Here is a 24160-nt window from a genome sequence, read left to right as displayed (position 1 = left end):
ATATGGCAGGGAGTCTGTAGATATGCCGCGAAATTTGGTTAATTAAGTGTAAATTTCTGCGCCAGGGCCTGTTACTTCACCTTCACCAGCGTACGGCCTTGCACCTGGTTATTGATGATGGCATCGGCGAACTTCGGCGCATCCGCCAGCGTAATTTCCGTTGCCGCCTGAGCATAGAACGATTCCGGCAGATCCTTAACCAGACGCGCCCAAGCCTCTGCACGGCGTGCCGGCGGGGTCATCACCGAGTCCACTCCTTGCAAACGAACGTTACGCAGAATGAATGGCATCACCGTGGTCGGCAGAGCGAAACCACCCGCCAGGCCGCAGGCGGCAACGCAGCCACCGTAGTTCATCTGCGCCAGAACTTTTGCCAGAACTTTGTCGCCAACGGTATCCACCGCGCCAGCCCACAGCTGTTTTTCCAGCGGACGAGACTCGGCAAACTCATCGCGGCCAAGAATACGGTTAGCGCCCAGGCTTTTCAGGTAGTCGTGGGTGCTTTCACGGCCCGAAACCGCCGCAACCTGATAACCCAGCTTATGCAGTAACGCAACGGCTGTGCTGCCCACGCCGCCGCTGGCGCCGGTGACGACAATTTCACCGTCTTGCGGGCGAATACCTGCATCTTCAAGCGCCATAACGCACAGCATAGCGGTAAAGCCGGCGGTACCGATGACCATGGCTTTACGTCCATCCAGTCCTTTTGGCAGCGCAACCAGCCAGTCGCCTTTCACGCGTGCACGCTCAGCCAGTCCACCCCAATGATTTTCACCCACGCCCCAGCCGGTCAGCAACACTTCCTGACCCGCATGAAAACGGGGATCTTCGCTTGCACGTACGGTACCGGCGAAATCGATACCAGGAATCATCGGAAAATTACGAATGATTTTACCCTTGCCAGTGATAGCCAGAGCATCTTTATAGTTCAGGCTTGACCAGTGGATATCCACCGTAACATCGCCTTCAGGTAGCTGATTTTCGTCGAGGGGTTGAACGGATGCGAGGGTTTTTCCGTCCTGCTGTTCTAAGATCAAAGCCTGCATAACCTGTCCTCAATTCGTATAGTGGATTGGAAAATTATTAATGAAGACTATACTCGCTAATCAAAACATGATGCCGATTCTGCGCAATAAATTGCCAGATATACCTGATTTGGTAGTATGCCCACACTGTATGTATAAATGGACGGATTTTGCGTTCAGTTTTGCATTTTTGGGTCGCTTTATCACTTTCAGGCCTGTTTCATAACTGTCGGAGTTAACACAAGGATGCGATTAACGACGAAATTTTCAGCTTTTGTCACGCTGCTTACTGGGTTAACGATCTTCGTGACTCTGATCGGCTGTTCGCTGAGTTTCTATAACGCTATTCAATATAAGTTCACCACGCGCGTGCAGGCGGTCGCGACGGCGATTGATACGCATCTGGTCTCCAGAGATGTCGTTGCGTTAACCCCGCAAATCGATGAGCTGATGGTTTCTGTTGATATCGTGCGCATCGAACTGTTGCAGGGCGAACACGTGGTGTATGACCATTCGCGCACCAGTAGCTACCGACCGGCAGGGACGAACAATCTCTACCGCGAGATCACCGTACCGTTGGTCAAGCATCCGGGCATGTCATTGCGTCTGGTTTATCAGGATCCGATGGGTAACTATTTCCATTCGCTACTGACCACCGCACCGCTCACGATAGCCATTGCTTTCATTATTCTGATGCTCTTTTTGTCTGTGCGCTGGCTTCAGCGCCAGCTTTCGGGTCAGGAGCTGCTGGAGATTCGTTCCACACGTATTCTGAACGGCGAACGTGGACCGAACGTGCGGGGAACGGTCTATGAATGGCCTGCGCGCACCAGCAGTGCGCTCGATATGCTGCTGACTGAAATTCAAAATGCTCGCGAGCAACGCAGCCGCCTGGATACGCTGATTCGTTCCTATGTCGCGCAGGATACAAAAACTGGGCTAAGCAACCGCCTGTTCTTTGATAACCAACTGGCCACGCTGCTGGAAGATCAGGAAAAAGTAGGCTCGCATGGCGTCGTGATGATGGTGCGCCTGCCGGACTTTACGCTGCTGCGCGATAGCTGGGGAATCACCCTCGCGGAAGAACAAATCTCGACGCTGATCAATTTGTTGTCGACTTTTATGACGCGCTATCCGGGCGCGTTGCTGGCGCGTTACCACCGTAGCGATTTTGCCATCCTGCTGCCACACCGCACGTTGAAAGAGGCGGAAAGCATTGCCGGGCAATTATTAAAAGCGGTAGATGCACTTCCGGCTAATAAAATGATCGATCGTGCCGATATGGTTCATATTGGTATTTGCGTTTGCCGCAGCGGTCAGTCGCCGGAGCAAGTGATGGATCATGCTGAAGCAGCCACGCGGAATTCGGTTTTGCAGGGCGGAAATAGCTGGTCGGTCTATGATGACTCGCTGCCGGAAAAAGGGCGGGGCAACGTACGCTGGCGAACGCTGATCGAACAGATGCTCAGCCGGGGTGGGCCGAGAATTTATCAAAAGCCAGCAGTAACCCGTGAAGGGCGGGTGCACCATCGGGAGCTGATGTGCCGTATTTTTGATGGTAACGAAGAGGTCATTTCGGCGGAATATATGCCGATGGTCCTTCAATTTGGCCTGGCTGAAGAGTATGACCGTTTGCAGATAAGCCGTCTGATCCTGCTTTTGGGTTACTGGCCGCAGGAAAATCTGGCGATGCAGATAACGGTTGAATCGCTTATTCGCCCACGTTTTCAGCGCTGGCTGCGTGATACGCTGATGCAGTGCGAAAAATCATTACGCAAACGCATAATTATTGAACTTGCTGAGGCAGATGTCTGTCAACATATCAGCCGGTTACAGCCTGTCATCAGATTGATGAATGCGCTGGGCGTGCGTATTGCCGTTACGCAGGCGGGGTTAACGCTGGTGAGCACCAGTTGGATTAAAGAGCTTAACGTTGAGTTATTGAAGCTGCATCCAAGTCTGGTGAGGAACATTGATAAGCGAACGGAAAATCAGCTTCTGGTTCAAAGCCTGGTGGAGGCCTGTTCGGGAACACCCACGCAGGTTTACGCTACGGGCGTACGTTCGCGTAGTGAGTGGCATACGCTGACAGAACGCGGAGTTGCGGGTGGGCAAGGGGATTTTTTTGCTGCATCACAACCACTTGACACTAACGTGAAAAAATATTCGCAAAGATACTCGGTTTAACCTGCCGTTTAATTTGTTTTCACGTAGAATAACGCGCGCTGTGCCTTCTGGGGGTGTGCTTGCCTGCTCGCCAGGTTGTAACAGCAAACATGCAGGTGAATGACCTTTGACAGGTTGCAAACAAAAGCGAGGAGTGCTGCTGATTTATTCAGCCCTGATGGACTCAGGCCGGTTTTGTAACAAAGGAAACGAACTGCACTAATTTTCACCGTAGCAGATGATTTTTGCGCCTTGTCGCTGCTGCGTGTGGTTGGTAAAGTAAGCGGATTTTGTTTTCCGCCCCAGCTTTCAGGATTATCCCTTAGTATGTTGAAAAAATTTCGTGGCATGTTTTCCAATGACCTGTCCATTGACCTGGGTACCGCGAATACCCTTATTTATGTAAAAGGACAAGGCATCGTATTGAATGAGCCTTCTGTTGTGGCCATTCGTCAGGATCGTGCCGGTTCGCCGAAAAGCGTGGCTGCAGTAGGTCATGATGCGAAGCAGATGCTGGGTCGTACGCCGGGCAATATCGCTGCAATTCGCCCAATGAAAGACGGCGTTATCGCTGACTTCTTCGTGACTGAAAAAATGCTCCAGCACTTTATCAAGCAAGTGCACAGCAATAGCTTCATGCGCCCAAGCCCGCGCGTACTGGTGTGTGTACCGGTTGGAGCAACTCAGGTTGAACGCCGTGCGATCCGTGAATCAGCTCAGGGCGCAGGTGCTCGTGAAGTCTTCCTGATCGAAGAGCCGATGGCGGCTGCGATCGGTGCGGGTCTGCCAGTTTCTGAAGCAACCGGTTCAATGGTTGTTGATATCGGTGGTGGTACCACTGAAGTTGCCGTTATCTCCCTGAACGGCGTGGTTTACTCCTCTTCTGTTCGTATTGGCGGCGACCGCTTTGATGAAGCCATCATTAATTATGTTCGTCGTAACTACGGTTCTCTGATCGGTGAAGCGACCGCAGAACGTATTAAACACGAGATCGGTTCCGCTTATCCGGGCGACGAAGTGCGCGAAATCGAAGTTCGCGGTCGTAACCTGGCTGAAGGCGTTCCGCGCGGCTTTACCCTGAACTCCAACGAGATTCTGGAAGCCCTGCAGGAACCGCTGACCGGTATCGTTAGCGCGGTAATGGTTGCACTGGAACAGTGCCCGCCGGAACTGGCGTCTGACATCTCCGAACGCGGTATGGTGCTGACCGGTGGCGGTGCGCTGCTGCGTAACCTTGACCGTCTGTTAATGGAAGAAACCGGTATTCCAGTTGTTGTTGCTGAAGATCCGCTGACCTGCGTGGCGCGCGGCGGCGGCAAGGCGCTGGAAATGATCGACATGCACGGCGGCGACCTGTTCAGCGAAGAGTAATCGGATGCAGGTTGGGTAGCCCCCGCGGGTTGCCCTTCCGCTCTGATACGAGAATACGCATAGACTATGAAGCCAATTTTTAGCCGTGGCCCTTCGCTACAGATTCGCCTTATTCTGGCGGTGCTGGTGGCGCTCGGCGTTATTATTGCCGACAGCCGCTTGGGTACGTTTAGTCAAATCCGAACGTACATGGATACCGCCGTCAGTCCTTTCTACTTTATCTCAAATGGTCCTCGTGAATTACTTGACGGCGTGTCGCAAACGCTGGCTTCGCGTGACCAACTCGAACTTGAAAACCGGGCATTGCGTCAGGAACTGCTGCTGAAAAATAGCGAACTGCTGATGCTGGGGCAATACAAACAGGAGAACGCGCGTTTGCGTGAGCTGCTGGGATCGCCATTGCGTCAGGACGAACAAAAGATGGTGACGCAAGTCATCTCAACGGTTAATGACCCTTACAGCGATCAGGTGGTGATCGACAAAGGGAGCGTTAACGGCGTCTACGAAGGTCAGCCGGTTATTAGTGACAAAGGCGTTGTGGGTCAGGTCGTGGCGGTGGCTAAACTGACGAGCCGTGTGCTGCTGATTTGCGATGCAACGCATGCGCTGCCCATTCAGGTTCTGCGTAACGATATTCGCGTGATCGCTGCGGGTAACGGCTGCACTGACGATCTTCAGCTCGAACACCTGCCGGCCAATACCGACATTCGCGTTGGCGATGTGCTGGTCACCTCGGGTCTGGGCGGACGTTTCCCAGAAGGTTATCCGGTTGCTGTTGTTTCTTCCGTTAAGCTGGACACTCAGCGCGCTTATACCGTGATTCAGGCTCGCCCGACCGCGGGTCTGCAGCGTTTGCGCTATCTGTTGCTGTTGTGGGGTGCCGATCGTAATGGCGCGAACCCGATGACGCCGGAAGAAGTACACCGCGTTGCCAATGAACGTCTGATGCAAATGATGCCGCAAGTTCTGCCAGCACCAGATGCCATGGGGCCGCCTGCGCCAGTGCCAACTCCTGCAACAGGTGTGACTCCTGCGCCTGTGGATACCACGCCGCCACAACCTGCTCCGCGTAAGCCGGGAGGACAGTAAGTGGCAAGCTATCGTAGCCAGGGACGTTGGGTTATTTGGCTCTCGTTCCTTATTGCACTGTTGCTGCAAGTCATGCCCTGGCCGGATGACATTCTGGTTTTCCGGCCAAACTGGGTACTGCTCATCTTGTTGTATTGGATCCTGGCGCTGCCGCATCGCGTAAATGTGGGCACGGGATTTGTGGTGGGTGCCATACTGGATCTCATCAGCGGCTCCACGCTTGGCGTGCGCGCATTGTCGATGAGTATCATTGCTTATCTGGTCGCGCTGAAATTCCAGCTATTCCGAAACCTCGCGCTCTGGCAACAGGCGCTGGTGGTCATGTTGTTATCACTGGTCGTGGATATTATTGTTTTCTGGGCCGAGTTTTTAGTGATCAACGTCTCTTTCAGACCTGAAGTGTTCTGGAGTAGTGTAGTGAATGGCGTGCTTTGGCCATGGCTATTCTTACTGATGCGTAAAGTCCGTCAGCAGTTTGCGGTGCAATAAGGTTGATATGAATACTCTGTATCTTGCTTCAGGTTCTCCACGTCGTCAGGAGTTGCTCGCTCAGCTTGGTGTTACGTTTGAACGACTGATCCCTGGGATTGAAGAACAGCGGCACCCGCAGGAAAGTGCGCAGCAGTACGTTTCGCGTCTGGCGCGCGAAAAAGCGCAGGCTGGTGTAGCACTGGCACCGCGCGATTTGCCGGTATTGGGTGCTGATACCATCGTTATCCTTAATGGCGAAGTGCTGGAAAAACCGCACGACGCTGCCCACGCCGCAGCAATGCTGCGCAAACTGTCGGGCAAAACGCATCAAGTTATGACGGCCGTGGCACTGGCCGATTGCCAGCACAGTCTGGACTGCCTGGTAGTGACGGAAGTGACATTCAGAGCACTAACCGATGAGGACATCGCGGGTTATGTTGCCAGCGGTGAACCAATGGATAAAGCAGGTGCATACGGTATTCAAGGGTTGGGTGGCTGTTTTGTCAGGAAGATAAATGGCAGCTATCACGCCGTAGTCGGCTTACCGCTGGTAGAAACGTATGAGTTGCTGACCAATTTTAACGCACTGCGTGAGAAAAGGGATAAACATGACGGCTGAATTGTTGGTAAACGTAACGCCATCGGAAACTCGGGTGGCTTACATTGATGGCGGTATTCTGCAGGAAATTCATATTGAACGTGAGGCGCGACGCGGAATCGTAGGCAATATCTACAAAGGTCGTGTAAGTCGTGTACTTCCGGGTATGCAGGCGGCTTTTGTAGATATTGGACTGGATAAAGCCGCATTTCTTCACGCTTCTGACATCATGCCGCACACCGAATGCGTGGCGGGTGAAGAACAAAAACAGTTCACCGTACGCGACATTTCTGAACTGGTGCGCCAGGGTCAGGATCTGATGGTGCAGGTGGTAAAAGATCCTTTGGGAACGAAGGGCGCACGCCTGACGACGGACATCACGCTTCCTTCCCGTTATCTCGTTTTTATGCCGGGGGCCTCGCATGTTGGCGTATCCCAACGTATCGAAAGCGAAACGGAACGCGAACGTCTGAAAAAAGTGGTGGCGGATTACTGCGATGAGCAGGGTGGCTTCATCATTCGCACGGCGGCAGAAGGCGTATGCGAAGAGGATCTGGCCTCGGATGCTGCCTACCTGAAGCGCGTCTGGACAAAAGTCATGGAGCGTAAAAAGCGCCCGCAAACGCGCTACCAGATGTACGGTGAACTGGCACTGGCACAGCGCGTGTTGCGTGACTTTGCTGATGCGCAGCTTGACCGCATCCGCGTCGACTCCCGTCTGACCTATGAGGCGTTACTGGAATTTACGGCGGAATATATCCCCGAGATGACCAGCAAGCTGGAACATTACAGCGGGCGTCAGCCTATTTTTGATCTCTTTGACGTAGAGAATGAAATCCAGCGCGCGCTGGAACGCAAGGTTGAGCTGAAGTCCGGCGGTTATCTGATCATCGATCAAACTGAAGCGATGACCACCGTCGACATCAATACCGGCGCGTTTGTTGGGCATCGTAATCTCGACGACACTATCTTTAATACTAATATTGAAGCAACGCAGGCCATTGCTCGTCAGCTGCGTCTGCGTAACCTCGGCGGCATTATCATTATCGATTTTATCGACATGAATAATGAAGATCACCGTCGCCGGGTACTGCACTCCCTGGAGCAGGCTCTGAGCAAGGATCGTGTAAAAACCAGCATTAACGGTTTTTCACAGCTGGGCCTGGTGGAGATGACGCGCAAACGCACACGTGAAAGCGTGGAACATGTATTGTGCAACGAGTGTCCAACCTGCCATGGGCGTGGTACGGTGAAAACGGTGGAAACCGTATGTTATGAAATCATGCGCGAAATCGTGCGGGTACATCATGCATATGACTCCGATCGTTTCCTGGTTTATGCATCTCCGGCAGTGGCTGAAACCCTGAAAGGTGAAGAGTCACATGCGCTGGCGGAGGTTGAGATCTTTGTCGGCAAACAGGTCAAAGTACAAATCGAACCGCTGTATAACCAGGAGCAGTTCGACGTCGTCATGATGTAAATCGTGTAGTGGCACCCGCGCATGTAGGCCGGATAAGGCGCAAGCGCCGTCATCCGGCAATATTCACTCAAGGGGTGTGAGTCATATTTTTTGGTAGACAAGGAGAGGTGCGTGAGGCGATTGCCGGGGATATTACTGCTCACTGGAGCCGCATTCGTTGTCATCGCAGCGCTGCTGGTCAGTGGACTGCGCCTTGCGTTACCTCATCTTGATAGCTGGCGTCCAGCCATTCTTGGCAAGATTGAATCCGCTACAGGTCTACCTGTTTCCGCCAGTCAGCTTTCTGCCAGCTGGCAAAATTTCGGTCCTACGCTTGAAGCGCGTAATATCCATGCGCAGCTAAAAGATGGGGGAGAATTTTCGGTAAAACGCGTCACGCTGACGCTGGATGTCTGGCAAAGTTTGCTGCACATGCGTTGGCAGTTTCGCGATCTCACCTTTTGGCAACTGCAGTTGCGCACCAATACTCCTATCCAGCGTAGTGAAGGCGGAGATGGAATTGAAACCGACCATCTCAGCAATCTCTTCCTGCGTCAGTTTGATCATTTCGATCTACGCGACAGTCATATCAGCTTTATAACCCTCTCAGGTCAACGTGCTGAACTGGCGATCCCACAGCTTACCTGGCTGAACGGTAAAAATCGGCATCGCGCCGAGGGTCAGGTCAGCCTCTCCAGCCTGACCGGACAGCACGGCGTTATGCAGGTGCGTATGGATCTGCGTGATGACGAAGGGCTATTGAATAACGGTCGGGTCTGGCTGCAGGCAGACGACATCGACGTCAAACCATGGCTGGGCAAATGGATGCAGGATAATGTCGCGCTACAAACCGCGCGTTTTAGCCTGGAAGCATGGATGACGATCAGTAAAGGCGTCGTTTCTGGTGGCGATGTCTGGCTGAAAAAAGGTGGAGCAAGTTGGCTGGGTGAAAATCATACGCACACACTCTCCGTCGATAATCTGACAGCGCACATCAGCCGTGAAGAGGCGGGCTGGCAATTCTTTATTCCCGATACTCGTATTACCATGGATGATAAACCCTGGCCGAGCGGTGCATTAACGCTGGCCTGGATCCCTGAGCAGGAAGTCGGTGGCGAGAATAACAAACGCAGCGACGAGTTACGCATTCGCGCCAGCAATCTGGAACTGGCCGGGTTAGAAGGGCTACGTCCGATGGCGTCCAGGTTATCACCAGCGTTGGGTGATATCTGGCGGGCCACGCAGCCAAGTGGCAAGATCGATGTGTTGGCGCTGGATATCCCGTTACAGGCGACAGAAAAAACCCGCTTCCAGTCCGCATGGACCAATTTGGCCTGGAAACAGTGGAAGCTGCTGCCGGGGGCAGAACATTTCTCGGGTACGCTTGCGGGTAGCGTTGAAAATGGGGCGCTCACCGCCTCCATGAAGCAAGCCAAAATGCCGTATGAAACTGTCTTCCGCGCGCCGCTGGAAATAGAGAACGGCGTGGCGACGCTAAGCTGGCTGAAAAATGATAAAGGTTTTCAGTTAGATGGGCGCAACATCGATGTTAAAGCGAAAGCGGTACGCGCGCGCGGTGGTTTCCGCTATCTGCAGCCCACTGGAGATGAACCGTGGTTAGGCATTCTGGCTGGCATTAGCACCGACGACGGCTCTCAGGCTTGGCGCTATTTCCCGGAAAACTTGATGGGCAAAGAGCTGGTTGACTACCTCAGCGGCGCTATTCAGGGCGGCGAAGCGGATAACGCCACGCTGGTGTATGGCGGTAACCCGCATCTGTTCCCGTATCTGCACAACGAAGGGCAATTTCAGGTTCTGGTGCCGCTACGTAACGCGAAATTTGCTTTCCAACCCGACTGGCCTGCGCTAACCGATCTCAATATTGAACTGAACTTCATTAACGATGGTCTGTGGATGAAGACGGATAGCGTCAATTTAGGCGGCGTGAAGGCCAGTAACCTGACGGCTAATATTCCCGACTATGCTAAAGAAAAACTGCTGATTGATGCCGATATCAACGGGCCGGGCAAGGCGGTCGGACCTTATTTTGATGAGACGCCGTTGAAGGACTCCCTCGGCGCTACGCTTGAGCAGTTGCAGATTGACGGCGATGTGAATGCTCGCTTACATCTGGATATTCCGCTAGACGGCTCGCTGGTTACCGCCAAAGGCGATGTCAACCTGCGTAATAACAGCCTGTTTATTAAACCGCTCGACAGCACGCTGAAGAATTTGAATGGTAAATTCAGCTTTATCAACGGCGATCTGAAGAGCGAGTCGATGACGGCGAACTGGTTTAATCAGCCGCTGAACGTCGACTTCTCCACCACCGAAGGGGCGAAAGCCTATCAGGTAGCCGTGAACCTGCAAGGCGACTGGCAGCCAACCCGCATGGGGATTTTACCGGCGCAGGTCAACGATGCCTTAAGCGGCAGCATGGCGTGGAATGGCAAGGTGGGTATCGATCTTCCGTATCATGCCGGACCGACCTACGACATTGAGCTAAAAGGCGACCTGAAGAATGTAAGTAGTCACTTACCTGCTCCGCTGAATAAGGCAGCCGGTGAAGCGTTACCGGTGAACGTTAAGGCCAACGGCAATCTGCGCAGTTTTGATCTGACCGGCAACGCGGGCAGTAAGAATCACTTTAACAGCCGTTGGTTGTTGAATCAGAAACTGACGCTTGACCGCGCAATCTGGACGTCGGAAAGCCGCACCGTGCCCGCGTTACCCGATCAGCAAGGTATTGAGCTTAACCTTCCCCCTATGGATGGCGCGCAATGGCTGGCGTTGTTCCAGAAAGGCGCAGCAGATAACGTTGGCACCAACGCCAACTTCCCGCAGCGCATCACGGTACGTACGCCATCGTTATCCCTGGGCGGTCAGCAGTGGAATAACTTGAGTATCGTGTCTGAGCCTGCGAGCAATGGCTCCATCGTGCAGGCGCAGGGACGTGAAATTAATGCCACGCTGGCTATGCGCAATAATGCGCCGTGGCTGGCCAATATTAAGTATCTTTATTACAACCCCAGCGCGGTGAAAGCTTCGCCGACAAAAGCACCACTGAATAGTACTCCAGCCTCGCCGTTTTCCGCCGTGGACAACTTCAGCTTCCGCGGCTGGCCGGATGTTCAGTTACGCTGTGTCGAGTGCTGGATGTGGGGACAGAAATACGGGCGCATTGACGCCGATGTGGCGATTAAAGGCGACACGCTAACGCTGAGTAACGGTCTGTTGGATACAGGCTTTGCCAGACTGACCACCGATGGCGTGTGGGTGAACGCGCCGGGCAAAGAACGAACGTCACTGAAGGGTAAACTGAGCGGAAGTAAAATTGACTCCGCTGCCAGTTTCTTTGGCGTATCGACCCCGATTCGTAACTCTTCGTTCAACGTGGAGTATGACCTGCACTGGCGTAACCCTCCATGGGATCCAGATGAAGCTTCGCTGAATGGGATTTTGCGTACCCGGTTGGGCAAAGGTGAGCTTACTGAACTCAGCACCGGACATGCGGGGCAACTATTGCGACTGCTAAGCTTTGATGCGTTGCTGCGTAAACTGCGTTTTGATTTTAGCGATACTTTCAGCGAGGGTTTCTATTTCGACTCGATTCGCAGCACGGCCTGGATCAAAGATGGCGTGATGCATACCGATGACACGCTGGTGGACGGTCTGGAGGCAGACATTGCGATGAAAGGCTCAGTGAACCTGGTCCGTCGGGAGCTGGATATGGAAGCCATAGTCGCGCCGGAAATTTCTGCCACCGTAGGCGTTGCCGCTGCGTTTGCTGTCAATCCGATTGTCGGCGCGGCGGTGTTTGCTGCCAGTAAGGTTCTGGGACCATTGTGGAGCAAAGTGTCGATTCTGCGCTATCGCATCACCGGTCCGGTCGATAAGCCGCAGATTAACGAAGTTCTGCGTCAGCCGCGCAAAGAAAGCCAGCAATAATTTGACGGGGGCGAGTAATTGCCCCAATCTCAACATAGATCCTCTACCGCAGTCCGTAGGCCGGATAAGGCGTTCACGCCGCCATCCGGCATTGAAGTGCCTGATGGCGACGCTGGCGCGTTTTATCAGGCCTACAACAGTAACTAATGAGTAGCAAAACGATGAGTCTGAACCTGGTAAGTGAACAATTGCTAGCGGCAAATGGCCTGAAACATCAGGATCTGTTTGCCATCCTGGGCCAACTGGCCGAACGCCGTCTTGATTACGGCGATCTCTATTTTCAGTCGAGCTATCACGAATCCTGGGTTTTAGAAGACCGCATCATTAAAGATGGTTCTTACAATATCGATCAGGGCGTTGGCGTGCGCGCCATCAGCGGCGAAAAAACAGGGTTTGCCTATGCAGACCAGATTAGCCTGCTGGCGCTGGAGCAGAGTGCTCATGCTGCCCGTACTATCGTGCGTGACAGCGGTGACGGCAAAGTAAAAACGCTGGGAGCTGTGGAGCATCAGGCACTTTACACCTCGGTTGATCCCCTGCAGAGCATGAGCCGCGAAGAGAAACTGGATATTCTGCGCCGCGTAGACAGCGTGGCGCGTGCCGCCGACAAGCGCGTCCAGGAAGTAACCGCCAGCCTGACCGGTGTTTATGAACTGATCCTGGTAGCAGCGACCGACGGTACGCTGGCCGCTGACGTTCGCCCGCTGGTACGCCTGTCCGTAAGCGTACAGGTGGAAGAGGACGGTAAGCGCGAGCGCGGCGCCAGCGGTGGCGGCGGTCGTTTTGGCTATGACTATTTCCTGGGCGACCTTGATGGTGAAGTTCGTGCTGACGCATGGGCGAAAGAAGCCGTACGCATGGCGTTGGTTAATCTCTCAGCGGTAGCTGCGCCTGCTGGTACGCTGCCGGTAGTACTCGGCGCTGGCTGGCCTGGCGTTCTGCTGCATGAAGCGGTCGGTCATGGTCTGGAAGGCGACTTTAACCGCCGTGGTACCTCGGTATTCAGCGGTCACATGGGTGAGCTGGTAGCGTCAGAACTGTGCACCGTTGTGGATGATGGCACAATGGCGGACCGTCGTGGCTCTGTGGCTATTGATGATGAAGGCACGCCGGGTCAGTACAACGTGCTGATCGAAAACGGTATTCTGAAAGGCTACATGCAGGACAAACTGAATGCGCGCCTGATGGGCGTTGCGCCAACGGGTAACGGTCGCCGCGAATCTTACGCGCACCTGCCGATGCCACGTATGACCAACACCTATATGCTGCCGGGGAAATCTACGCCGCAGGAAATCATCGAATCCGTTGAATACGGTATTTATGCGCCTAACTTCGGCGGCGGCCAGGTGGATATCACCTCCGGAAAATTTGTGTTCTCTACGTCTGAAGCATATCTGATTGAAAACGGTAGAGTCACCAAACCGGTGAAAGGCGCGACGCTGATTGGCTCTGGTATCGAAGCGATGCAGCAGATTTCGATGGTGGGTAACGACCTGAAACTGGATAACGGGGTTGGTGTGTGCGGTAAAGAAGGGCAGAGCCTGCCGGTGGGCGTGGGCCAGCCGACGCTGAAGGTGGATAACCTGACGGTGGGTGGTACTGCATAACATCATGATGTATGCCCGATAAGCACCAGTGCCATCGGGCATCTTGCCGGATGCGGCGTCAACGCCTTATCCGGCCTACACTTTTTTATTTCTCTTTTCCCCGACCGTACATTCCCTGAAACAGCTGCGCTACATCGACAAAATAGTCTGTCAGATAGTTAATCACCACCTGCACCTTGAGCGGCAATTTGTCTTTTTCGGTATACAGCGCATAGACCGGACGCGGATCCGACTGGTAGCGGGGAAGCAGTATCTCCACTTCGCCACGATTGATCTCATTGATCACCCACATCAGCGGTACATAGGCAATGCCCGCGCCTGCGGCCAGCCAGCGCACCAATGTCATCGGATCGTTAGTCACAAAACGGCCCTCAGGGATCAGACGGGTGGAAATTCCTTCCGGAGCGATAAGCTCGAATTCATTATCCGGGCGCACGCTGTATTCCAGCCACGAGTGGTTGCTGAGATCGGCGGGTTTCTCCGGGACGCCAAACTGTGCGAGATAGCTTTTTGCCGCGCAGACCACCATCGGCATAGCTCCCAGACGGCGTGAAAACAGGCTGGAGTCCTGCAACGCGCCGACGCGGATAACCACGTCCAGACCATCAGCGATTAAATCCGGGGCCGGGATGCCGGTCACCAGATTTACCGTTAATCCCGGATACTCTTTCAGCATCGTGGCGGTTAATCCGGCGAGGACATTTTGTGCCATAGTTGAAGAACAGCCAATGCGCAGGGTGCCGATGGGCGTGTTGTTAAAGGCATAGAGTTGCTCGTGAACATCCTGCGCTTCGTGCAGCATTCTCCGGCAGCCCTGATAATAAATTTTACCGGCTTCAGTTAGCCCAATGCTACGCGTGCTGCGGTTTAGCAGCTTGACTTGTAGTTCATCTTCCAGCTTTGAGACCGTCTGGCTTATCGATGAAACGCTCATTTGTAGCTGTCTTGCGGCGGCGGTGAAGGAGCCCATTTCGACAACTTTGGCGAACACCGACATACGTTTTAATCGTTCCATTGTTCACTCTGGCTTAAAAGTGATTTAGATCACATAATATAGATAACAGCATAACAGTTACGTTAATATATTATTATTCAAATAACGGCTATGTCGCTCTCGCCTGGCTCATCCTTGCCCTTCTCTGCGGTGACATACGCTAGAAAATCTATCATCTGCACTCTCTTACGTTACCAAGGTCAACATGAGTCTGTTTCCCGTTATCGTGGTGTTTGGTCTGTCCTTCCCACCGATTTTTTTCGAATTACTTTTGTCACTGGCGATTTTCTGGCTGGTGCGCCGGGTGCTTGTTCCGACTGGCATCTATGATTTTGTCTGGCATCCGGCTCTGTTTAACACCGCGCTGTATTGCTGCCTGTTCTATTTAATAACGCGCCTGTTCGTTTGAGGTTGAAGTGAAAACACTAACAAGAAAACTCTCCCGCACGGCCATTACCGTGATACTGGTCATTCTGGCTTTCATCGCTATTTTCCGCGCATGGGTGTTCTACACCGAGTCGCCGTGGACGCGTGATGCGCGTTTCAGCGCCGATGTCGTCGCGATTGCGCCGGATGTTGCGGGCCTTATTACCAACGTTAACATCCATGATAACCAACTGGTGAAAAAGGATCAGATCCTGTTCACTATCGACCAGCCACGCTATAAGAAAGCCCTTGAGCAGGCCGAAGCTGACGTGGCCTATTATCAGGTACTGGCGCAGGAAAAACGCCAGGAGGCCGGTCGTCGTAACCGACTGGGCGTGCAGGCTATGTCTCGTGAAGAGATTGACCAATCAAACAACGTCCTGCAAACCGTATTACACCAGCTTGCGAAGGCACAAGCGACCCGCGACCTGGCGAAATTAGATCTGGAACGTACCGTTATCCGCGCGCCAGCAGACGGCTGGGTGACTAACCTGAACGTCTATAGCGGCGAATTTATCACGCGCGGTTCCACGGCGGTGGCGTTGGTCAAACAGCATTCTTTCTATGTGCTGGCGTATATGGAAGAAACCAAACTGGAAGGCGTCCGCCCTGGGTATCGCGCTGAAATCACCCCGCTTGGCAGTAATAATGTGCTGAAGGGCACGGTTGATAGTGTGGCGGCTGGCGTAACGAATGCCAGCAGCACGCGGGACGCCAAGGGTATGGCGACCATTGATTCCAATCTTGAATGGGTGCGTCTGGCGCAGCGTGTGCCGGTGCGAATTCGTCTTGATGAGCAGCAGGGAACCTTGTGGCCTGCCGGGACGACGGCGACCGTCGTCATTACCGGCAAGCAGGATCGCGATGCCAGCCAGGAATCTTTCTTCCGTAAAATGGCGCACCGCCTGCGCGAATTTGGTTAATCGCGATGGGTATTTTCTCCATTGCCAACCAGCATATCCGCTTTGCGGTAAAACTGGCCTGCGCGATTGTACTGGCGCTGTTCGTTGGCTTTCACTTCCAGCTTGAGACCCCGCGCTGGGCGGTGCTGACCGCGGCCATTGTGGCTGCAGGTCCGGCCTTTGCCGCTGGCGGAGAACCTTATTCAGGTGCTATCCGCTATCGAGGCATGTTGCGTATTGTCGGGACATTTATCGGCTGTATTGCCGCCCTGATCATTATCATCAGCATGATCCGCGCCCCGCTATTGATGATCCTGGTGTGTTGTATCTGGGCCGGTTTTTGTACCTGGATCTCGTCGTTAGTGAAGATCGAAAACTCTTATGCCTGGGGGCTTTCAGGCTATACGGCGCTGATCATCGTCATTACTATCCAGGCTGAACCGCTGCTGACGCCGCAATTTGCGCTCGAACGCTGTAGTGAAATTGTGATGGGTATTGTCTGTGCCATTGTTGCCGACCTGCTCTTTTCGCCCCGTTCGGTGAAACAGGAGATTGATGTCGAACTGGATAGCCTGCTGGTGGCGCAATATCAGCTTATGCAGCTGTGCATTAAGCATGGCGACAGTGAGGAAGTGGACAAAGCCTGGGGAGATTTAGTCCGGCGTACGGCGGCGCTGGAAGGCATGCGTAGTAACCTGAATATGGAGTCCTCGCGCTGGGTGCGGGCTAACCGCAGACTCAAGGCATTGAATACGCTGTCACTTACGCTTATCACACAATCCTGCGAAACCTATCTTATTCAGAATACCCGACCAGAACTGATCACCGATACCTTCCGCGAGTTGTTCGATACGCCGGTTGAAACGGTACAGGATGTCCATAAACAGCTGAAGCGGATGCGTCGGGTGATTGCATGGACCGGTGAACGTGACACACCTGTCACAATTTACACCTGGGCCGGGGCGGCAACGCGCTATCTGTTACTTAAACGTGGAGTTGTCAGCAACACCAAAATTAGCGCTATCGAAGAAGAGATCCTGCAAGGTGAACCGGTGGTGAAAGTGGAATCTGCCGAGCGTCACCATGCGATGGTTAACTTTTGGCGCACCACGCTTTCTTGTGTGCTGGGAACCTTATTCTGGCTGTGGACCGGCTGGACATCCGGCAGCGGCGCAATGGTGATGATTGCGGTCGTCACCTCGCTGGCAATGCGTTTGCCCAACCCGCGCATGGTGGCGATAGACTTTATCTACGGTACGTTGGCGGCGTTACCGCTCGGGGCACTCTATTTCCTGGTGATTATCCCTAATACGCAGCAAAGCATGTTGTTGCTGTGCCTGAGCCTGGCAGTGCTGGGATTCTTTCTGGGGATTGAAGTACAGAAACGACGGCTGGGTTCGATGGGGGCGCTGGCCAGCACCATTAATATCATCGTGCTGGATAACCCGATGACCTTCCACTTTAGCCAGTTCCTTGACAGTGCGCTGGGGCAGATTGTTGGCTGCATGTTGGCGTTTATCGTTATTCTGCTGGTGCGTGATAACTCTCGTGACAGAACGGGTCGTGTGTTGCTCAACCAGTTTGTCTCGGCGGCGGTTTCAGCGATGACCACCAACGTGGTACGTCGTAAAGAAAACCACCTCCCGGCGCTTTATCAGCAGCTGTTTTTGCTGATGAACAAATTTCCGGGCGACCTGGCGAAGTTTCGCCTGGCGCTGACCATGATCATCGCGCATCAGCGCCTGCGCGATGCGCCGGTGCCGGTAAACGAAGATCTCTCCGCATTCCATCGCCAGCTTCGACGCACTGCCGATCGCGTGATTTCTGCAGGAAATGACGACAAGCGCCGACGCTACTTTAGCCAGTTGCTGGAAGAGCTTGAGATCTATCAGGAGAAATTAATCATCTGGCAAGCACCACCACAGGTGACCGAGCCGGTAAAACGACTCAGTGGGATGTTGCACAAATACCAGCATGCGCTGGTCAGTAATTAAGAGTTGAAAACCGACGCTAAAAGCGTCGGTTTTTTTATGGCTATACTTACCTGAAAATGCGAGAGACCCCTACATATTGGCGGTCTGTAGAGTGGCTGGCGTCGGGATGGTGGCTATAGATGAATATCTATACATTTGATTTTGACGAGATAGAAGACCAGGGTGATTTCTATCGCGAGTTTACGCGCACGTTCGGTCTCGCCAGGGAGAAGGTGGTTGATTTAGATTCTCTGTGGGAGGTGGTTATCGGGGAAGTTTTACCGTTGCCGCTGGAGATTGAATTTGTCCATTTACCGGACAAGCTGCGCAGGCGATACGGCGCGCTGATTTTACTGTTCGATGAAGCGGAAGAAGAGCTGGAAGGGCAGTTGCGTTTTAACGTTCGTCACTCAATGTAAGACATAAAAAAGCCCCCGGCAGGCGGGGGCAAGTCGTCGGACTTAGACGACGAGGGTTTATTTGTAGAGTTCTGCAGTTGCGTGCCAGTGAGCACCTTCACGGAGTTCGGTCACGCGATAGCTGCTGGCACCTGCTTTTTCAGCTTTAGCGGCGATGGCCTGACGCATGTCCATTGGTGAACTACCGATCTGAGAGACGGAGATGCTACCGATGGATTGCAGATTCTGTGCTTCTTGTGAGTTCACCTGAGTAACCGCGGCGCTTGCACCGAAGGAGAGAACAGAAAGAAGGCTTAAGGTTGCAATAGTGGTTTTGATTTTCATGATATTTACCTCGTCGAATTCTTTTATAGGGGTCTGCGTTTCGTGACCCTCATCACAAAATCAAGTATACACTAATAACTTAATAAATTAATACCACGCTAATTGTTTCTGTGGGTATTAGGTGTTAAGGAAAATATTTTTTATAACCAAATGGAATTAAAAAGAGCGTTCCGAACATTTTAAAAGAAATAAATTAAATAAAATCAAATGGATATGATTTTTTGCAAAATGTGCGTTTTTAAGCCTTCGCATTCACTATGTGAATGGTTTTTGACGGTTAAACGCACCATTTGTTAAATGCATAGCAGTTAAAAATAGACGGAAGGTGGTAGAAAGAGAGTGTTTTCCCCCGCCGCAAGGCGACGGGGAGGCGGTATTACAGTTCTTGTTCGAACAGTTCCAGAATGGCTTCGTACAGATCTTTTACCGTAAAACCCTTAGCTGGGGTGGTGAAGATGGTATCGTCACCGGCAATCGTACCCAGGATACCTTCCGCTTTCCCCAATGAGTCCAGCAGACGTGCAATCAACTGAGCAGCGCCAGGACTGGTATGAATAACCACGACCGCATCGTTATAGTCGATATCCAGCACCAGATTTTTCAGCGGACTGGAGGTCGTAGGCACGCCCAGCTCCGCCGGAAGGCAGTACACCATTTCCATTTTCGCATTGCGGGTACGCACGGCGCCAAATTTGGTCAGCATGCGTGAAACCTTGGACTGATTGATATTATCAAAGCCCTGATCCTGCAATGCGAGGACGATTTCGCCTTGAGAGCTGAACTTTTCTTCTTTAAGCAGCGCTTTAAACGCCTTTACTAATTCTTCTTGTTTTGCCGAGCTTCGCATAAGTCACCCGTAATATGGCGGTAGAAACAACATTATTGTGCATACAGATGAATTTTTATGCAAACAGTCTGCCTTGTTCAAGGCTGAAATAATGTTATGAAAGAGCGGAATTTTATCAAATTTCGTTATCAAGAAACATGCCTGTGTCACGGCTCGCAAATAAGGTTAAAAGTAAATTAAATGTTATCAAATTGATGTTGTTTTGAGAGGTGGGTAGGGTATATTGTCAGCACCTGTTGGAAAGTTGCTCTACTGTGCGGGTGGTTTTGAATTACGTAACTTAGGTTTTATTTTACGTAAGTTAAATGCATAAAAGCCAAATTTGCGTGACTACGCATTCTTGACGCGTGGTTGTTGTATTCGTTGGATTTGTGAATTAAGGTCGCCGCCGCGGAGCAATAGACACTTTGCTTATCAATATAATAAGGAGTTTAGGATGAAAGTTGCAGTCCTCGGCGCTGCTGGTGGTATCGGTCAGGCGCTAGCATTACTGTTAAAAACCCAACTGCCTTCAGGTTCAGAACTCTCCCTGTACGACATCGCTCCAGTAACGCCTGGTGTGGCCGTTGATTTGAGCCATATCCCTACTGCTGTGAAAATCAAAGGCTTCAGTGGCGAAGACGCTACCCCTGCACTGGAAGGTGCTGATGTAGTACTGATCTCCGCGGGCGTCGCACGTAAACCGGGTATGGATCGTTCCGACCTGTTCAACGTTAACGCCGGTATCGTGAAGAATCTGGTGCAGCAGGTTGCTAAAACCTGTCCGAAAGCATGTATCGGTATCATCACCAACCCGGTGAACACGACAGTTGCTATCGCTGCAGAAGTCCTGAAAAAAGCAGGCGTATACGATAAGAACAAACTGTTTGGCGTGACCACGCTGGACATCATCCGCTCCAACACCTTTGTTGCGGAACTGAAAGGCAAGCAGCCTGGCGACGTTGAAGTCCCGGTTATTGGCGGCCACTCTGGCGTGACCATTCTGCCGCTGCTGTCACAAATTCCTGGCGTAAGCTTCACCGAGCAAGAAGCAGCTGACCTGACCAAACGTATCCAGAATGCGGGTACTGAAGTTGTGGAAGCTAAAGCCGGTGGCGGATCTGCAACCCTGTCTATGGGTCAGGCCGCAGCACGTTTCGGACTGTCACTGGTTCGCGCACTGAGCGGCGAAAAAGGTGTGGTTGAATGTGCTTACGTTGAAGGCGATGGCCAGTATGCTCGCTTCTTCTCTCAGCCGCTGCTGCTGGGCAAAAACGGCGTAGAAGAGCGTCAGTCTATCGGCAAGCTGAGCGCGTTTGAACAAGCTGCGCTGGAAGGTATGCTGGATACGCTGAAGAAAGATATCACTCTGGGCGAAGAGTTCGTTAAGTAACGAACTGCCCAAAAGTAAAAAACCGGAGCACTTGCTCCGGTTTTTTTATATCCGTATTAGTTGGTCGCCGGATATTCCTGAATCGTGACCTGCAGCGTCAACTGCTTGTCATCGCGCATCACGACCACGGAGATAACTGAACCTGGTCGAATCTCTGCCACCTGGTCCATCGTTTCCAGTGCAGATACCGCCGGTTTGTTATTTACCGAGATAATCAGATCGTTAACCTGAATACCTGCCTGCGCTGCCGGACCGTCCGGGGCTACTTCGTTAACCACAATCCCCTGAATTTGATCCATTCCGCCGCCCTGGGCGTGCAGTGGCGCAATTTCTCGGCCGCTGATGCCGATATAGCCGCGAATCACGCGCCCGTCACGAATCAGCTTATCCATGATTTTGGTTGCCAGCTGAAAAGGAATAGCAAAGCCGATCCCTTCCGGGGTTTCGCCATCGTTGCTCTTATCAAATGACAGGGTGTTAATACCCATCAACTCGCCCAGCGAGTTGACCAGCGCGCCGCCGGAGTTACCGTGGTTGATGGAGGCATCGGTTTGCAGGAAGTTTTGCCGCCCCGTCGGGTTCAGGCCAATACGACCGGTGGCACTGATAATCCCCTGAGTGATGGTTTGCCCGAGGTTGTACGGGTTCCCGATGGCGAGAACCACATCGCCAATGTGCGGTACGCGTTTGTTATTAATCGGAATTGTCGGCAGTCCACCAGTGGCGTTGATTTTCAGCACCGCAAGGTCGGTTAACGTATCAGACCCCACAAGCAGCGCTTCAAATACGCGACCGTCCTGCAATGCGACGATGATTTGGTCGGCATCGTTAATGACGTGCTTATTGGTAATGATGTAGCCGCGCTGATCCATGATAACGCCTGAGCCGAGCGTGCGGATCTCAAGCTGGTTATGCGCTGTGCTGTTCATACTGCGGTTATAAACGTTAACGACGGCAGGTGCTGCACGGCGAACCGCCGGGTTATAGCTGGCGGGCGTTTCATCTGCACTGTCGAACTGCGGTGCGGTAAGCGTATTAATTTTGCGCAGCGAGGGCATCGCGGCCAGCAGAATAGCGCCGACGATTAAACCAATCGCGACCGAACGTAAAAGCTTCACAAACATGATGGCGGCGTCATTAATAAAGGGAACGGCTGCAGCATATCACGAGTTTACCGGACATCACACGAGGGGCTGATGTCCGGTTGCATGCGTTAACGCAGGAGCAGGTAAATACTCTCGTTACCGCGCACCACCTGCAGGGCAATGATCGACGGTTTCGCTTCCAGCACTTTACGCATTTCAGCGATCGAGTTTACGCGATCGCGGTTAACGCCAATAATAACGTCATCTTTATGCAGTCCGGCCTGTGCGGCAGGGCTGCTTTTTTCTACGTTATCAATTCTGATGCCTTTGGTACCGTCTTTTAACTGACCGTCGCTGAGCGTGGCCCCTTGCAACGCAGGCGCAATCATCTCTGCGCTGGCGGACGATGATGTGCTGGTATCGAGGGTGACTTCAACCTCCAGCGGTTTACCGTTACGTAGCAGGCCCAGTTTGACTTTGGTCCCTGGTTCGGTTGTCGCAATACGTGAACGAAGTTCGGCGAAGCTGTTAAGCGGTTTACCGTTGAGACTGGTAATGACGTCACCTGATTTCACCCCCGCTTTTGCGGAGCCGGAGTTAGGCAGAACCTCACTGACAAACGCGCCACGCTGTACGTCCAGTTTGAACGCTTTGGCGATATCGGAAGTCATCTCGGTGCCTTTGATGCCCAACAGACCGCGTTTGATTTCACCAAACTGCATCAACTGCTGTGCCAGCGTGCGCGCCATGTTGCTCGGGATTGCAAAACCAATACCGATGCTGCCGCCACCGGGGGCCAGAATCGCGGTGTTAATACCGATCAGCTCACCGTTGAGGTTAAGCAATGCGCCGCCGGAGTTACCGCGGTTGATAGAGGCGTCAGTCTGAATAAAGTTTTCCAGACCTTCCAGGTTCAACCCACTGCGACCCAAAGCCGATACAATCCCGGAGGTGGCTGTTTGACCCAAACCGAACGGGTTACCCACAGCCACCGCGAAATCACCCACGCGGAGTTTATCAGAGTCAGCAATGGCAATTTGCGTCAGGTTGCTGGGGTGTTGAATTTGTAGCAGTGCGATATCGCTCTGATCGTCGCTGCCAATAAGCTTTGCGTCGAACTCACGACCATCATTAAGCTGAACGCTGATTTTTTGCGCCTGATTAATAACGTGGTTATTGGTCAGGACGTAGCCTTTGGCGGCATCAATAATGACACCTGAACCCAGTCCTTCAAAAGGTTGGGAAGGTTGATCGGGAAGTTCATCACCAAAAAACTTTTTGAACTCTTCCGGGACTTTCTGCCCCTGAGTGGCGGTGCCTTCGACCCTTACACTCACCACGGCTGGCAACACTTTCTCCAGCATCGGGGCGAGGCTGGGGAGCGCAGCCTGACCGGGAACCTGGCCGGGAATCGACGCAACGGCCGGGAATGGCGCCGAGAGAGTTAACCCGACACTTAACGCTAATGCACTCAACAGCTGGGTTTGTTTTTTCATGGATCCTGCTCTCGTACCTTGAGTAAACGGAAGATGATTCAAAACAGTTTGATGTTATTGAATTTTCGGTTTGGTCACAATGAGGCTAACGACTAAATAATAGCTGGGACGGGAAGAGAAGCGGAGGGCGCAATTGCTGCGCCCAATAAATTTCTTAACGATGTGCGGTTAGTCGCGCTTTGCGCCACTACGCAGCAGGCCAGATGCCCCTTCAGAATAGTCACGTGGCATCTGAACCGGCGCCTGATCGTTGCCTGCTTCAGACTCTGCCAGACGATTACGGAACGGGTTGTTTTCCGGCGACATACCCGGCAGCAGGTTGCTGGAGCTTTTCGCCATGTGCTGGTAAATCTGACGATAATCGTCCGCCATGTTATCCAGCAATTCAGCGCTGCGGGCAAAGTGGCTCACCAGTTCTTCACGGTACTCTTCCAGCTCAGCTTTATTTTTTTCCAGTTCGTACTGCAATGCCTGCTGTTGGCGTAATTTCCGATTACCAAAACGCATGGCTACAGCACCAATAATGATACCGACGACTAACCCAATTAGCGCATATTCCCAGGTCATGAACATCTCCCGTTGTCTTGT

21 protein-coding genes are annotated in these 24160 nt (G+C 52.7%); 13 read left to right on the top strand and 8 right to left on the bottom strand.

Annotated features, from left to right (window positions below):
* Nucleotides 1-71: 71 nt before the first annotated feature.
* Nucleotides 72-1046, bottom strand: coding sequence for an acrylyl-CoA reductase (NADPH) (gene acuI, locus OGV71_RS20695; RefSeq protein WP_016151069.1), 975 nt, complete (start codon nt 1044-1046; stop codon nt 72-74).
* A gap of 225 nt (nt 1047-1271) precedes the next feature.
* Here acuI and csrD point away from each other — a divergent pair, with 225 nt between their 5' ends.
* Nucleotides 1272-3212: an RNase E specificity factor CsrD gene (csrD, locus tag OGV71_RS20690; protein WP_003025202.1), complete on the top strand. Its 1941-nt coding sequence runs from the start codon at nt 1272-1274 to the stop codon at nt 3210-3212.
* Between the two features lie 8 nt (nt 3213-3220).
* Here csrD and OGV71_RS20685 read toward each other — a convergent pair whose 3' ends face one another.
* Nucleotides 3221-3541: a hypothetical protein gene (locus tag OGV71_RS20685; protein ID WP_153752135.1), complete on the bottom strand. Its 321-nt coding sequence runs from the start codon at nt 3539-3541 to the stop codon at nt 3221-3223.
* Here OGV71_RS20685 and mreB point away from each other — a divergent pair.
* From mreB to tldD, 7 genes are all read left to right on the top strand, one after another.
* Nucleotides 3519-4562 carry a rod shape-determining protein MreB gene (gene mreB, locus OGV71_RS20680; RefSeq protein WP_000913396.1) on the top strand — a complete coding sequence of 348 codons (1044 nt, stop codon included), beginning with the start codon at nt 3519-3521 and terminating at the stop codon, nt 4560-4562. The two genes, OGV71_RS20685 and mreB, sit on opposite strands and share 23 nt — an antisense overlap.
* A gap of 66 nt (nt 4563-4628) precedes the next feature.
* A complete protein-coding gene (gene mreC / locus OGV71_RS20675) occupies nt 4629-5651 on the top strand; it encodes a rod shape-determining protein MreC (RefSeq protein ID WP_003025198.1) in 1023 nt (340 codons plus the stop codon).
* Nucleotides 5652-6140, top strand: a complete 489-nt coding sequence (gene mreD, locus OGV71_RS20670; protein ID WP_003025196.1) for a rod shape-determining protein MreD — start codon at nt 5652-5654, stop codon at nt 6138-6140. It begins immediately after the preceding gene.
* A 7-nt stretch (nt 6141-6147) separates the two neighbouring features.
* Nucleotides 6148-6741, top strand: a complete 594-nt coding sequence (locus OGV71_RS20665; protein WP_003839891.1) for a Maf family protein — start codon at nt 6148-6150, stop codon at nt 6739-6741.
* Nucleotides 6731-8200, top strand: coding sequence for a ribonuclease G (gene rng, locus OGV71_RS20660; RefSeq protein WP_003025190.1), 1470 nt, complete (start codon nt 6731-6733; stop codon nt 8198-8200). Before OGV71_RS20665 ends, rng begins: the two co-directional genes overlap by 11 nt.
* A 111-nt stretch (nt 8201-8311) precedes the next feature.
* Entirely contained in the window at nt 8312-12127 is a 3816-nt protein-coding gene (gene yhdP, locus OGV71_RS20655; protein WP_286533953.1) for an AsmA2 domain-containing protein YhdP, read from the top strand.
* Between the two features lie 161 nt (nt 12128-12288).
* Nucleotides 12289-13734, top strand: coding sequence for a metalloprotease TldD (gene tldD / locus OGV71_RS20650; RefSeq protein ID WP_044701339.1), 1446 nt, complete (start codon nt 12289-12291; stop codon nt 13732-13734).
* A gap of 85 nt (nt 13735-13819) precedes the next feature.
* On the opposite strand, the gene aaeR is transcribed toward tldD, so the two are convergent.
* Nucleotides 13820-14749, bottom strand: a complete 930-nt coding sequence (gene aaeR, locus OGV71_RS20645; protein WP_071697443.1) for an HTH-type transcriptional activator AaeR — start codon at nt 14747-14749, stop codon at nt 13820-13822.
* A 184-nt stretch (nt 14750-14933) separates the two neighbouring features.
* Between aaeR and aaeX the strand changes: the two genes are divergently transcribed.
* The 4 genes from aaeX to OGV71_RS20625 all read left to right on the top strand — a co-directional run bounded on the left by aaeX (nt 14934) and on the right by OGV71_RS20625 (nt 18448).
* Entirely contained in the window at nt 14934-15137 is a 204-nt protein-coding gene (gene aaeX, locus OGV71_RS20640) for a p-hydroxybenzoic acid efflux pump operon protein AaeX (protein WP_003025177.1), read from the top strand.
* Nucleotides 15138-15144: 7 nt separating this feature from the next.
* Complete coding sequence (aaeA, locus tag OGV71_RS20635; protein WP_003025174.1) at nt 15145-16077, top strand: p-hydroxybenzoic acid efflux pump subunit AaeA; 933 nt, start codon at nt 15145-15147, stop codon at nt 16075-16077.
* 5 nt (nt 16078-16082) lie between these two features.
* Nucleotides 16083-18050 (top strand): p-hydroxybenzoic acid efflux pump subunit AaeB, encoded by a 1968-nt coding sequence (gene aaeB, locus OGV71_RS20630; RefSeq protein WP_003025171.1) that lies wholly within the window; start codon nt 16083-16085, stop codon nt 18048-18050.
* 119 nt (nt 18051-18169) lie between these two features.
* Entirely contained in the window at nt 18170-18448 is a 279-nt protein-coding gene (locus tag OGV71_RS20625; protein WP_003025168.1) for a barstar family protein, read from the top strand.
* 57 nt (nt 18449-18505) lie between these two features.
* On the opposite strand, the gene yhcN is transcribed toward OGV71_RS20625, so the two are convergent.
* On the bottom strand, nt 18506-18772 hold the full coding sequence (gene yhcN, locus OGV71_RS20620; protein WP_079938247.1) for a peroxide/acid stress response protein YhcN: 267 nt from the start codon (nt 18770-18772) through the stop codon (nt 18506-18508).
* 376 nt (nt 18773-19148) lie between these two features.
* Nucleotides 19149-19619 carry a transcriptional regulator ArgR gene (gene argR, locus OGV71_RS20615; protein WP_003025162.1) on the bottom strand — a complete coding sequence of 157 codons (471 nt, stop codon included), beginning with the start codon at nt 19617-19619 and terminating at the stop codon, nt 19149-19151.
* Nucleotides 19620-20055: 436 nt separating this feature from the next.
* Between argR and mdh the strand changes: the two genes are divergently transcribed.
* On the top strand, nt 20056-20991 hold the full coding sequence (mdh, locus tag OGV71_RS20610; RefSeq protein ID WP_003025158.1) for a malate dehydrogenase: 936 nt from the start codon (nt 20056-20058) through the stop codon (nt 20989-20991).
* A 56-nt stretch (nt 20992-21047) separates the two neighbouring features.
* On the opposite strand, the gene degS is transcribed toward mdh, so the two are convergent.
* From degS to zapG, 3 genes are all read right to left on the bottom strand, one after another.
* On the bottom strand, nt 21048-22115 hold the full coding sequence (gene degS, locus OGV71_RS20605; RefSeq protein ID WP_003025154.1) for an outer membrane-stress sensor serine endopeptidase DegS: 1068 nt from the start codon (nt 22113-22115) through the stop codon (nt 21048-21050).
* An 89-nt stretch (nt 22116-22204) separates the two neighbouring features.
* Nucleotides 22205-23572, bottom strand: coding sequence for a serine endoprotease DegQ (degQ, locus tag OGV71_RS20600; RefSeq protein WP_003025151.1), 1368 nt, complete (start codon nt 23570-23572; stop codon nt 22205-22207).
* A gap of 168 nt (nt 23573-23740) precedes the next feature.
* The gene (gene zapG, locus OGV71_RS20595; protein ID WP_003025147.1) at nt 23741-24139 is read right to left on the bottom strand and encodes a Z-ring associated protein ZapG; all 399 of its coding nucleotides are present in this window, start codon (nt 24137-24139) and stop codon (nt 23741-23743) included.
* Between the last annotated feature and the right edge of the window lie 21 nt (nt 24140-24160).

The organism is Citrobacter sp. Cf088, from assembly GCF_030334295.1.
Taxonomy (GTDB): Bacteria; Pseudomonadota; Gammaproteobacteria; order Enterobacterales; family Enterobacteriaceae; genus Citrobacter; species Citrobacter freundii.
The sequence above is the reverse complement of the archived record's forward strand: the minus strand, read 5'-3'. Positions and strand labels throughout refer to the sequence as shown.